This window comes from Vibrio sp. SSH13-20, assembly GCF_040104475.1.
GTDB classification, from domain to species: domain Bacteria; phylum Pseudomonadota; class Gammaproteobacteria; order Enterobacterales; family Vibrionaceae; genus Vibrio; species Vibrio harveyi.
Genome location: NZ_JBECOU010000001.1, coordinates 299502 through 312060 on the forward strand (window position 1 = coordinate 299502; position 12559 = coordinate 312060).

The following is a 12559-nucleotide window of genomic DNA, read 5'->3' on the forward strand; positions in this document are numbered from 1 at the left end:
CGCGAAAAGTGCGACATTCTGAGGCTTTTGGGCGTTAGCTTCAACTATTTCCGTCATGGATAAATGTTTGAGGTAGATCTCATTTCGAAATTGAGTGAGCTAATCAAGCGATTTGAGCGTTGAAGAAGAGCTCTCATACCTTTGGCATTTTTGGTAGTGATGATAGAGGAGGGAGGCTTAACAACACATTTCATAGATATGAATGCTGTTGCTAGATGTAATTGTTGCTTATTAATTTAAAGGTGTCTTTTTTATTTTATAATATTTGGTTATGCAAATTAAATTATCTTTCTATTTATAAAGCAAAAATATAGCAAACGATAAAACGACGCTTTGTAATTGAAAATTAAGAATTAATCTAATTGATTTCATGTGTGTAAAGTGAAGATGAAAAAATAGAAATAATCGTCTTAACAATGAGACCAATTGCTGTGCTTAAATGCTGAACGCCGAAACGGCTATTAAAATAAATAGATATAGTGGTAATAAGAGCGATCATAAACCACATAGATAAATGATATTCAGCTTGCTTAATAAAGGTTCCTTAATGTTCTCGTTTCTTCGTATTAATTTAAAATATATATCCTCATTTCTTTATTATAAGTTCAACGTTATTCTTTCTGTCAATTAATTGACTGCTTCGGCGTGCCAGCGTGAAAGTACCGCTCTGTAACGCCCTGATTTGAAAATTATATAAATTCACTGCTGTTTTACCTGACCACGTCATTAAACGGTTCGGGTTCAAGGCATTTTTGCGTTCCTGTCGATTAAATTATTCAAAAAAGATCTGTAAAGGTTCTATATTTTTAATTAGTAGGTCGTTCTAATATTTGTGTGAGTAATAATCATGTTAATTGAGAATGAAAAGTTCTATTGGCTCGGGGATAAACCAACGGAATACGAACTGGAAAATGTTGAGTATATCAATGAGGTAGAGGCACTGCCTGTTGGTATGGGAGGTATGTTTTGTGTAAACGCTTCGGAACCAAAACAACTTGAAGGAATACTCAAAGCTTTTTACCAACAGCAAGAGCGATGGAGTTGGGCTGTCTACACCACTATTGAAACACCATATTCTCGATGTGTTACTGATGGCACTTTTGATTTAACGACGTCCTATAAAGCATGGCAAAGCTCGCGAAGCCGCCTTGAATCGGTACCTCAGGTGACGTCCTTAGATCCGCTGATTGGCTGGCTTGGTATAAATAGAAACCGCAGATTAACGGCGATGAAAAGCCTTGAATCATCTGCAATTTATACGTATCCACTGATAGAAGCGTTTTACCCTGACATTTACTCAACCTATCGCTACGTGTTGTCCGAGAAAGCACGAGATATTTTAGAAAGTGAACAACTGATGGATCGTATTCGTGTCTGTACGCATTGCAACAGCGGTCACTTGAATTACGTTGAAGTTTGCCCTCAATGCAGCAGTATCGACATTGAGTCTCAGAGTTCGCTCCACTGCTTTACTTGTGGTCACGTTGGTGAGCAGCAGTCATTTCAACGCCGCGGTAAGTTGGAATGCCCAAAGTGTTTAACGCAACTAAGACACATTGGTGTGGACTACGACCGCCCTCTAGAGAATCACGTTTGTAATCTGTGCTCTAATCTTTTTGTTGAAGCAGCAACGATGAGCCAATGCTTGAGTTGTGATGAGAAGATGAAGGTTGATGATCTCGTTGTGCGCAAGCTGTACCAATACCGTTTAGGTGAAGCAGGAGAATACATATTCCAGCACGGAAAGTCCTCTCAAGCTCCTGAGCTCTCAATCAAAGGTAAGGTTGAGAACAGTTTCTTCCAGAACTTACTCGCGTGGCTAAATAAAGTCGCTATGCGCCACAAAGAGCATCACCTACTTTTGGGGTTACACCTTCCATCTTTAGATGAGTACGGAAAGCAGCACGGTGACGCCAAGCTTTTCTCCTTGATGGATCAACTGACTAAGCGTCTTAGTGAGATATTCAGAGATACGGATATCTGCTGCCAATTTAAGCAAGATGTGTTGCTGGTGCTCATGCCGAATACCGAAACGTCTAGCTTATCGGTATTGCAGAACAAACTCTCGGTACTGGGAAGCCAAATTGAAGATGAAGAGTTTGAACTCAATGTCTTCTCATGGGCACTTCCTCAAGCAAGTATTGAAGATGGCGTAGCGGTATGGTTAGAAACACTGGTTGGTGATATTTATGCTGCAAGATAGTCTTGTTCTGCTTGATTATCTTCGCGGGATGCTGCTGCACAATGAAGAGCTGTGGCTACTGCTATTCCCGGTCATGATTATTATCGAACTGCCCTTGTACCTGTTGGTATTAACGGGCATTTTTCGATGGTCGTATGATCAGGAAGACGTTGAGTTGACGCAGTTTCCATCGATCAGTTTTGTCATCACTTGTTATGGCGAAGGGGATGCGATTGGAATCACCATCGACACTTTAGTTGAACAAGTGTATCCGGGTCACATAGAAATTCTCGCCGTCGTAGATGGCGCGGTACAGAACCAAGATACTTACCAAGCGGCGTTGAACGGAGAACTGCGTCACGCTGGCGTCCGCAATCGCAAAGTACGGGTTATTCCAAAGTGGCAACGTGGCGGACGAGTGTCGACTCTTAATGCTGGTTTATCTGTTGCTCAGGGCGAGATCGTGATTAACGTCGATGGTGATACCTCCTTTGATAACGACATGGTGTTTACCATGATGAAACAATTTACATCGAAAGATGTGATTGCAAGCGGAGGCGCGTTACGGGTTAGAAATCATGACGCCAATATTCTGACAAAAATGCAGTCCTTAGAATACATGTTGTCCATGCAAGCAGGCAAAACTGGGATGGCAGAATGGGGCGTATTAAATAATATTTCAGGTGCGTTTGGGGCTTTTAGAAAAAACTTACTCAAACAAGTGGGTGGCTGGGATACGCATACTGCAGAAGATTTGGATCTAACCATGCGTTTAAAACAATATAAGCGACGCTATCCAAACAATAAATTAGCTTTTGCCACACATGCGATTGGGCATACCGATGTTCCAGATACCTTAAAAGGGCTAGTTATGCAGCGTTTAAGGTGGGATGGCGATTTGCTTTTCCTATTTTTGCGTAAGCACAATGAAGGATTATCACCATCTCTTTTGGGGTGGGGTAATTTTCTATTTACTCTCGCTTATGGTGTGGTTCAAAACGTCTTATTACCTTTGTTAGTTGTTATTTTTACCGTGTATATGCTTATAGCGTATCCGCTTAAATTTGTTTTAGCATTAATGCTGTTGCTGTACTTAACGTATTTATTTCTCTCTTTAATTATATTTATTGTTTATATCGGGCTGGTGTCTGAGAGAAGAAAAGAAGACTTAAAATTTACGAAATGGCTATTTCTATACCCCGTTTATCAGTTTTTCATGCGTCTAATAACGGCGTTTTCGATGGTGAATGAGGTAGTAAGACGCAGTCACGAAGAATCTAGCATGGCACCTTGGTGGGTATTGAAACGAGGCAAAAAGTTTTAGTATGAAAGTTAACTTTCACTTAGATAAAAAGAACAAGCCACAATCTGAGAGTGGCATGAAAGTCGCCTACGGTCAGGCGAAGCGTGGTGGTTATCGACTTCGTTGGTATCTGATTTTGGCAATTGTCATTAGCCCACTGTTATTTATGGCTTATTACTTGTTTAAGACGCAGATTCTAGTGACTGCGCCCGGTATCGTGACCTCTTATCCATTAACGATAACGGCGACTCAAGCCGCAATTGTTGGACCGATTCCGGCGAATGTCGGTGACGAGGTAGGCAAGGGGCAGTCTTTAATTCTATTGGCAGATAGTGCGTTAAACAAAGAAGTGGAGTTTTTACAAAAAGAGTTGGTTTCGTTGTCCAATAACAAGGTTCAAAGTACTGATGAGTTGTACCAGCAAGCGATAGCCAGTACCAAAACAAGCCTCGCTAAGGTGCAACAAATTCAGCAAAAGTACGACCAATTTAGAAAGAAAGGTCAGGTGTCAGAAGTGGATTACGCTGCGGTAGTTAACGTGAGCAATGCCATTGATAGCCAATTGAGCGACCAAGAAATAGCTTACATCAATGCCAAACGTGATAGAGAGCAATTGGCATTGGCGGGGCCGGTTGCACAGCAGTATCGAGCGTTAATGCAAGAGCTTGTCGTAAAGCGTGCCCAACAAGAGAGCTTGACGTTTAGAGCACCGTTTAGTGGTCGAGTTTTGGATATTCATGTTCATGAAGGTCAGCGCGTTACAGAGAATGCACCATTATTGACGGTAGCTCAGAACGTAACACCGGACATTACCGCATTTTTAAATCCTAAGTATCTGGATTACAGCCAAAAAGGAACCAAAGCGAAGGTCATCTTCCCTGACGGTAAAAAGTTATCTGCGACAGTTTCAAGGCCGGTTGAAGTGGTTAACAAGCTACCCCAAGAGCTGCAAAGCCCATTTGAGGGTCAACCAGCGTACCTGAAAGTCACATTATCTTTTGACGAACCCGTAGAGCAAACGAGATGGATTGAGGGCGTTGAAGTGGAAGTTCGTTTTTAACTTAATGAGTTTAATAAATGATAAAAGGGAGCAAATGCTCCCTTTTTTGATGAATATCGCGAATAGACTCAACGCTTCGCGTGATCCAAAAACGCTTGAGTCAGCGTTTGAAACAACGTATCAACACTTAGTTTTTGTTCTATATGGTCGAATAGGGGAGTATGAACGTCGCCACGAATATCATCGTTATGCCCGCAAAGGCGATTACATAGCTTTACTGGTTCAACGATTTTTTCTACGTCAGCATCTATGAGAATACAGGCTTGAGAGAGCACTACTTGTCCTCCGCCTTTTTTCAGTAAGACACGTTGTGCTGTCCCAACCACTTTTTTCCCATCAATATTTAAGTTGTATTCGCCATCACAATAGGAGTTTGGCGTAGCGTGCACATCAACTTTGACACCTAATTGTTTAAAAAACACGGCGAGTACGGAACATAAGTCGAGATACGCTTTTTTAATGTCGTAAGGTTGACCTTCAGGCCAGTGGTAGATATGAGAGAGGTTTATGATCCCCGGAACCTGTGGAACTGGTGCACCGCCGGTTTTACGTGAAAACAGCCTCCAACCTGAGTCTGCTAGACCTTGTTCTAGTTGCTCTGAAATTGTCCACTTCTTACCTGCTGGAAGCACTAGCGTAGGGCTTTTGACTTGCCACAACAGTAATACTTGAGAAAGTTGACCAGATTGAACAAGCTTGATTAACTCGTCTTCTTTGCTGAATACGTCAGCTACTTCTTTAGATTGGTAACGGATCAGTTTGTTTTTCGAAGTCAAATTCAGTCCCTCTTGCCGCTTACTCCTCTGTTTTACTCTAATTTGGTCAAAAAGCAAATCGCCTAGTTATTTATGTTTTCTATTAAATTATTAACTAAAACATAAACTTAATAAAAATCCATTTAATTAAGCTAAATTTTAATGATTTTATTTTGGGTGCAAGTGTTGCGTATGCAATGATTGTTATGTAATCTTTTTTGTACCGTGAATCCCAACAACATGAAAAGAGAATATCGCTATGAAAAAGACACTCAGCTTTGCTCATCGAATCACCTCTATTAGTGCATACCTGCTCATCATGAGCTTTTTCACCAGTACAGTCGCGGTTGAGTTGTTTGGTGATCATCACACAATTTTGGCGGTTAAAACTTATATCTCGTACGCGATTTGGGCAGTTGTCCCTCTTATGGCAGCAGCCGGCATAACCGGATCAAAGATGGCTCCGAATGTGAAAAAAGAACCTCTAGCGGCAAAGAAAAAGCGTATGCCTTTCGTTGCGATGAACGGCATCTTGATTTTGGTTCCGGCGGCGATTTATTTGCAGCATTTAGCCGCAAGTAATCAGTTTGATACGACCTTCTATGTTGTTCAGTTGGTTGAGTTGCTTGCTGGTTTCACGAACCTAACATTGATGACGCTGAACATTCGCGATGCGCGTGCATTAAAGAAGCCTAAGAAAGCTCCTAAACGAGCGGTTATGTAAAGCATAAAAATAATTTGTTGGTCATTGTCTAAACGATAAATAGAATCCGCAGACGATTTAATTCTAAGGCGATGAAATTATGAAAAAGTTAATGACTGGTGCAGCATTAGCAGCGTTATTAACTGGCTGTGTGACGTTCCCAACACAAGAATCTGAACAAGTAAAAGTGATTTGGGATGACGCAAACGCAATCGCGAACTGCCAACATTTAGGTACAGTGATCGGTTCAGAAGGTCACTTCTATGACTACTGGTTGCATGCGGACAAAGATATGGTTTGGGGAACGCTGAACCAAATGCGTATCAAAGCTGCTGAACTGGGGGGTGACACTCTTTATTTGTACCAACCGCTTGATTTTTCGAGCTCAGTGACAATGTTCGCTAACGCGTATAAATGCCAGAACTAATAAAAGCAGACCTGAGGTCTGCTTTTGTTTTTGTGTAATCGTCAATTTTGCTATCTAATTCAAGCCCGCCGTTGCCATGGCGACCGCATCAGTAAATGACACCGAGAATGCTTCGCCGGTATTCAACACTTTCGCAGGAAATTCCAGGCTAAGCTTCATTTCGGATGCGACTTCCGACTCGATACTGGTAATGAAAGTGCGTGTTTCTCCCGGAGCAATCACCAGATCAGTTCCACTTTCTGGACCGAGTTCAGCGATTCCCACGGTTGTTAGACCATTTCCCTCGCTGTCCACTAAGCTCAATAAGGATTCTGATTTGTAGATAAGTTCACCTTTGTCTGTTTGGTATGCTCTAAACGTATTGAAGTTTGGTTGTAGTTCACCATCAGCGGATAGGTTAGTAACAGAGAAGGTCACATTGGAGCCATCGAACTTTTCAACTTTAACCAAAACATTTGGGTCTTGATAGCGAGCTGCTGCTGCGGCTGCCGCTAACTCTTGCTGTCTTTCTTTCTCACGTTCTACTTCTTCTTGGCGCGCCTTTTCTTCTGCGAGCTTCGCTTCTTCTTCAGCAATACGTTTTTCTGCCATCGAATAAGACTTATCGACCATTGTTAGCAGAGCTGGTATTGAAAATGCAGTTAACCCCTCTAAATGGTCAAAATCGATTTTTGCATGCGTAGTGAGTTGGTTGGTTGAGAACTGGCAGTGCCCGTCAATAAGGCTCACAAACGCTACTTCAAAAGTCCCTTGAAGCTTACTCACTTCTACGCCTGCTTTTTCGATGTTTTCTCGTACTTGCTTGATTTCTTCTAATGACTGCTTGGATAACGGTCCATTTGGTGAAACATTGTTAGAGACAGAGACAAGCTCTTCGGTCACAAACGGATTATTTTTTGCTGGGACAACAGTAGTGATTAGATTTGATTTGGTGATGTCTTCACCCAGCAATATCGTCATTTTCTGAGAAGCGGCGGTCTTGTTACCCGCTAGTACGTCGCTACAGTTTGGTGAATTGCCCGCATGCGCTGTTTGTATGGCTGCGAGAGAAAGCATGGCGGACAAGCCCGTGACGACGAGTCCTTTCGATGGTCGATTGTTCATCCTGATAAACCCCTCTGTAATATGATGCGCTAAGCCGACGTGTATAAGACCAATCGCGGATTGGTATAGCGACATTCAGAATGGTTGTAATTGCGTCCTCACCACGTTCATCTTCACAAGACGACATTGCTGATGGTGTCAGCTCGACTTTCGATGGTGATAAGCCATCACGATCAAAAGTGTTTGAATTCGCAGATGATGCTGCAAGGGCGATGTCTTTTTTCTGAAAGATAGACGTAACTTTTCCAAGCTTCAAATACGTGATCGAGATCTATTTTTTGCGATAGTGCGAGGATCAAGCGAAAACAGACACTTAAGCTAGAGAGTTGATTTTGAGAGAAAAAAATAAATTTTTTAGGGAACTTTTTATACTGCTGCCTTTGGGACTTAATTCGCATCCCAAAGGCAGGTGATTGGATTCTAAAGGGGAATTCGGATTACAGCGCCTTCAGTACATCAGCTAAACGGGTTACGGCAACTCTGAGTTCATCAGGTGTTGCGTTGGTGAAGTTCAAGCGAAGCGCTGCTTTTACTTCTGAACCTTCTGGGTAGAACACTGGGCTCGGTACGACAGCTACACCGTTCGCAAGCAATGACTTCGCTAGCTCAAACGTATCGCACTCTGGAATCTCCACCCATACGAACATACCGCCATCAACCGGTTTCAATACACAACTTGTCGGAAGCTGTTTTTCTAATTCTGCATACATCACGTCGTAGCGCGATTTATATAGCTCACAAATAGTAGAGATGTGGGTTGCAAAGTTATCGTGTTGCAATAGACCGTGCAACAGGGCTTGCATAGGCACGCTAGAATGCAGGTCTGCACCCTGTTTGATTTTAATCAGTGGCTCTAGGTAGCTGGTTTTACCCGTTACAACACCGATTCGTAAACCCGGAGAAGCGATCTTAGAGAAAGAACGCAACACGATAGAGTTTTGTGGGCAGAAGTCAGATACCAAGGGCAGAGCTTCACCAGAGAAGCGTAACTCGCGGTATGGTGCATCTTCAATGAAAGCCACGTTGTATTGAATACAAAGCTCCGCAACCTTTTGGCGTGTTTCCAGTGCCCAGCAAACACCTGTTGGGTTATGGAAATCTGGCACGGCGTAGAACATCTTCGGTTGTTGCTTAGCGAAGCATTGCTCCAGCTCATCAAGGTTTGGACCAAATTCTGTTTGAGAAACGGTAACGATGTTTGCTTGAACCAAACCAAACACCTGCATGGCACCCAAGTAACTTGGCGCTTCCATCACGACTTTGTCACCTGGATTCACGTAAGCACGTGCGATCAAATCCAAACCTTGTTGGGAGCCAGTAGTGATCATCGCAGTATGTGTTTCAGGCAGTTTGAAGTAACCGTTTAGGAAGTTTAGTAGTGGTCCATAGCCTGCCGTTGAACCGTATTGGAAAACTTCAGGCATGTTTGCCAAGTTCTCTAATGTTGGCTTCATCAGCTCGATAGGAAAGGTTTTTTCATCTGGCAAACCACCAGCAAGTGAGATGACGTTTTTATCGCTAGCGGCAGCGAGGATCTCTCGAATGTACGATGACTTTACTTGTTGCAGTGACTGTGCGATTTCCATGTGTTGTGTTTCTCGTATTTTTTAATTTTATGTGAAAGATAGTACATGGGATTTGCTAACTAAGGTGTGTCCATTTATGCTGTTAAACATGTCCATTTATGCTATTTCAGTAAAGCGATAAGTTATGAGCCAGCAACAGGTTTCCAGAATCAATGACGTGCTGTTCTATATTCATCAAGACATCAGTAGAGAATTATCCGCCAAAGAGCTAGCTGATGTAGCGGCGTATTCTGAACAGCACTTCCACCGTATATTTAAAGATGTAGTAGGTGAGTCTATTCATCAATACATACGTCGTACGCGAATGGAATACGCAGCAAATCAGTTGATGTTTGATACTAAATCGTCAGTATTGGAAATTGCTAATAAGTGTGGTTTCAGCTCAGCGTCGTCTTTTAGTCGTGCTTTTAAAGCGACGTTTGAATTGTCTCCAGGAGCATGGCGTAAGCATGACCTTCATGTGGCAGAAAAGCCGTATTTGAAGGATCCGGAAGTGGCAGCAGGGTATCATCGAGTCGCAAAGCGCACTCTACCAGAGCCAAAGATTATTGAAGTTCCACAACGCTTTGCTGCGTACGTTCGCCATGAAGGTTACAACCGTTCGATTCGTAATGCGTGGCTGGTGCTGAAAGCGTGGGCGAACTCTGAGCAGCGTGATTTCTCTACTCAATATGGTTTGCACCATTCCAACCCTGCTTGGGTAGAGCTGGATAAGTGTCGCTATGTCGCGTGCATGGCGATTGATAAACCGCTTAAATACCGTGGTGTGGTGAATCAAATGACCATTCCAGGTGGCTTACACGCGGTGTTCCGATTAACAGGCGTCTATGGTGAGCTTTTGCCGCAAATCAGCATGGTATTGGAAAAGTGGTTACCTAACTCTGGTTTTAAGCAACGTTCGACACCTGCTTATGTGTACTATCATAAAAACCATTTTCTTAATCACGAAGAAGTCTTCGAGTTAGATTTCTATTTACCTATCAGTTTCTTCTAAAAGTCTTTGCTTCAAATTGATTGCTTTACTATTGTGTGGGAAGAAAATAGCCATTAATAACCTCAGACTTTATAGAATAAGTTGAAAATGAAATGAACATAGAACATCTAAAACTTTTCGTTCGTTTAGCATCGACCCACAATATCAGTATGGCGGGACAAGAGCTGGGATTATCTCCTGCGGTTGCTAGTGCCCATATTAATAAATTGGAAGAAGGTTTGGGCGTGCGCCTTGTACATCGAACCACGCGCAAGGTTTCGTTAACAGAAGAGGGGCAGGCATTCTTACCTCATGCTGAGGAAGTGTTGGCAACGGTTGAAGCGGCACGAGGTGCTGTAGGTGTTGGTCACAAGGCGCCAACAGGGACGTTACGAGTCACCGCATCTGCATCTTTTGGGCGCTTGCATTTAGTGCCAGCACTTAAAGGGTTTATGGCAAAGTACCCAGAGCTGACCATTGATTTTCGCTTCTCCGATTCGATTATCGACATGGTGGAAGGTGGCTTCGATGTTGCTGTTCGCCTTGCCGAGCTGAAAGACTCGTCTCTAGTGGCACGCAAACTTGCTCCAGATCGTCGTATTGTTGTCGCGTCACCGGAGTATTTGGCGCAGCATGGCGCACCTCAATCGCCAGAAGAGCTTGTAAATCATGAATGTGTGACTTTGGCTGGTTTGGAGAACTGGGTATTTGAAACCCCAGAAGGGCAGTACTCGATGCGCGCTTCTGGCAGCTTTAGAACCGACAATGGTGATGCAATGCGTGATGCTTGCATTGATGGGCTTGGGATTTCAATTAACTCGATTTGGAGCGTATACAAACAGTTACAAAAAGGCGAGTTAGTCGAAATATTACAAGACTATCCATTAGTGATGAATGCAAGTATCTGGGCGGTCTACCCGAGCTCTCGCCTGATCGCCCCTAAAGTTAGAGCGTTTATTGACTATTTCGCGGAGTATTACGGTCAACCGCCTTATTGGGAGCTTGAACTGGCAGAACAGCAAAAGTAGCCTGAATAATATTCAATGGAAACGCCACTTAATTCGTATTAAGTGGCGTTTTTTCTTATAAAGTTAAGAAGATTAGCTGCGACCAAGCATACGTGAGATGGTGCCATCCTTATCGATCACTTGGTGTTTGATAGCGCCAGCAACGTGCAAAACAAACACTAAGATGAGCACTTCTACCGCAGAGTGATGAATCGTTGAGCCAAGCTCTTGCAGCCAAGGTGTTTCTGCACCTTCTGCGATGATCACCCACCCGAAAATATCAACAGCTCGACCACCGCCAGCACTCATAGCAATACCAGAGATAGGCATTGCTAAGGTGGCTAACAGTAGAATACCGTGGACTGCCTTGGCTGCTTTGTCTTGCCATGCTGGCATCTCAGAAGCTGGTGGTAGAGCGCCTTCTTTTAAGCGCCACACTAGACGAGCAAGAGCGATAACTAAAAGGATAGCGCCTAGCGATTTATGAATCCCGTACCATTCGAATTTTACTGGGCTGCGTGGTAAATCCACCATGTATAAACCAAGTGCGAACACACCTATAAAAGCGAGTCCAGTTACCCAGTGCAAAGCGATAGTTTGCCAAGTTAAAGGCGTTTTGTTGAGCATATGATAATCCTCTTTTTCTTTGTGGTTATGCGAACGATTATCCATTAATGTTGTGAATAGAACTACACATGCCAGTGTAAAGTTGGGTAAATTTTGTTCACAAAAAACGCTCCGAAAGTTGGAGCGTTTTGAGTCATTTCAATGAGCAAAAATTGCTTAGTCTTGTTTTAACTCAGCGAGAGCGTGGTGCAGTGAAGGAACGATCGCATGACCAAATCCACGCACTTCTTCACAAGGTTCAACGAGGTCTGGGATTTGGAAAGTTACCATGTTGGCAGCAACAGCAGCACGAACGCCATTATTTGAATCTTCAAAGGCGAGACATTTGGTTGGTTCTATGTCTAAACGACTTGCCGCAAGCAAATAAATTTCTGGATCGGGTTTACCGTGTGAAACTTCACAGCCGGTAGTTAAGTTGTCGAAATACTGGCTCAAACCTGCCAATTCCAACTTCTTTTTCGCCACTTCTTTTGCTGTAGAAGTGGCAACAGCAATGGGTAACCCTTGCTCTTTCAACCATTCAAGTAGCTCAATCACTCCTTCTTTGACCGGAATGGCTTGGTGTTTAACTACCGCATCGTATCGGTCGCGCCACTCTTTGTGTAAGCGGTCAAGATCATCCCCATAAGCTTTGCGGAAAATTACTTCAATGCCGGCTGCATTGCGACCAATGATTGAAAGGTAAACGTCTTTATAGAATGGGAGGTTTTGTGCTTCACACGCTTCTTGGAAAATGCGCATGCACACACGTTCCGTATCGAGGAGTAAACCATCCATGTCAAAAATAGCAGCTTGAAAATTCATTACGTTATGGACTTGTCGATTGAGATGG

Annotated in this window: 12 protein-coding genes; 7 read left to right on the plus strand and 5 right to left on the minus strand. The window is 43.2% G+C overall.

Going from position 1 to position 12559, the window contains the following annotated elements:
- The first annotated feature begins 847 nt into the window (after positions 1-847).
- From ABMY42_RS01450 to ABMY42_RS01460, 3 genes are read left to right on the plus strand one after another with little or no spacing between them, the layout of a single operon-like run.
- Positions 848-2203: a diguanylate cyclase gene (locus ABMY42_RS01450; RefSeq protein ID WP_272760354.1), complete on the plus strand. Its 1356-nt coding sequence runs from the start codon at positions 848-850 to the stop codon at positions 2201-2203.
- Complete coding sequence (locus ABMY42_RS01455) at positions 2190-3506, plus strand: glycosyltransferase (RefSeq protein ID WP_272760355.1); 1317 nt, start codon at positions 2190-2192, stop codon at positions 3504-3506. Before ABMY42_RS01450 ends, ABMY42_RS01455 begins: the two co-directional genes overlap by 14 nt.
- A 1-nt stretch (position 3507) precedes the next feature.
- Positions 3508-4545, plus strand: coding sequence for an HlyD family efflux transporter periplasmic adaptor subunit (locus tag ABMY42_RS01460; RefSeq protein ID WP_009697177.1), 1038 nt, complete (start codon positions 3508-3510; stop codon positions 4543-4545).
- Between the two features lie 68 nt (positions 4546-4613).
- Here the strand turns inward: ABMY42_RS01460 and ABMY42_RS01465 are convergent, their stop codons facing one another.
- Positions 4614-5321, minus strand: coding sequence for a lipoate--protein ligase (locus ABMY42_RS01465; protein ID WP_038899209.1), 708 nt, complete (start codon positions 5319-5321; stop codon positions 4614-4616).
- A 238-nt stretch (positions 5322-5559) separates the two neighbouring features.
- Between ABMY42_RS01465 and ABMY42_RS01470 the strand changes: the two genes are divergently transcribed.
- Together ABMY42_RS01470 and ABMY42_RS01475 are read left to right on the plus strand one after the other, a co-directional pair.
- On the plus strand, positions 5560-6024 hold the full coding sequence (locus tag ABMY42_RS01470) for a hypothetical protein (protein WP_272760356.1): 465 nt from the start codon (positions 5560-5562) through the stop codon (positions 6022-6024).
- A 79-nt stretch (positions 6025-6103) separates the two neighbouring features.
- On the plus strand, positions 6104-6430 hold the full coding sequence (locus ABMY42_RS01475) for a DUF4156 domain-containing protein (protein ID WP_272760357.1): 327 nt from the start codon (positions 6104-6106) through the stop codon (positions 6428-6430).
- A gap of 54 nt (positions 6431-6484) precedes the next feature.
- Here the strand turns inward: ABMY42_RS01475 and ABMY42_RS01480 are convergent, their stop codons facing one another.
- A complete protein-coding gene (locus ABMY42_RS01480; protein ID WP_349265882.1) occupies positions 6485-7534 on the minus strand; it encodes a hypothetical protein in 1050 nt (349 codons plus the stop codon).
- Positions 7535-7971: 437 nt separating this feature from the next.
- Complete coding sequence (locus tag ABMY42_RS01485) at positions 7972-9120, minus strand: PLP-dependent aminotransferase family protein (protein WP_009699691.1); 1149 nt, start codon at positions 9118-9120, stop codon at positions 7972-7974.
- A gap of 124 nt (positions 9121-9244) precedes the next feature.
- On the opposite strand from ABMY42_RS01485, the gene ABMY42_RS01490 reads away from it, so the two are divergent.
- Both ABMY42_RS01490 and ABMY42_RS01495 read left to right on the plus strand, forming a co-directional pair.
- Positions 9245-10114: a helix-turn-helix domain-containing protein gene (locus tag ABMY42_RS01490; RefSeq protein WP_349265883.1), complete on the plus strand. Its 870-nt coding sequence runs from the start codon at positions 9245-9247 to the stop codon at positions 10112-10114.
- Between the two features lie 92 nt (positions 10115-10206).
- Positions 10207-11121 carry a LysR family transcriptional regulator gene (locus ABMY42_RS01495; protein ID WP_349265884.1) on the plus strand — a complete coding sequence of 305 codons (915 nt, stop codon included), beginning with the start codon at positions 10207-10209 and terminating at the stop codon, positions 11119-11121.
- A 72-nt stretch (positions 11122-11193) separates the two neighbouring features.
- On the opposite strand, the gene ABMY42_RS01500 is transcribed toward ABMY42_RS01495, so the two are convergent.
- Together ABMY42_RS01500 and ABMY42_RS01505 are read right to left on the minus strand one after the other, a co-directional pair.
- Entirely contained in the window at positions 11194-11727 is a 534-nt protein-coding gene (locus ABMY42_RS01500) for a cytochrome b (RefSeq protein ID WP_009700145.1), read from the minus strand.
- A 156-nt stretch (positions 11728-11883) separates the two neighbouring features.
- Positions 11884-12531, minus strand: coding sequence for an HAD family phosphatase (locus tag ABMY42_RS01505; RefSeq protein WP_005451350.1), 648 nt, complete (start codon positions 12529-12531; stop codon positions 11884-11886).
- Positions 12532-12559 lie beyond the last annotated feature (28 nt).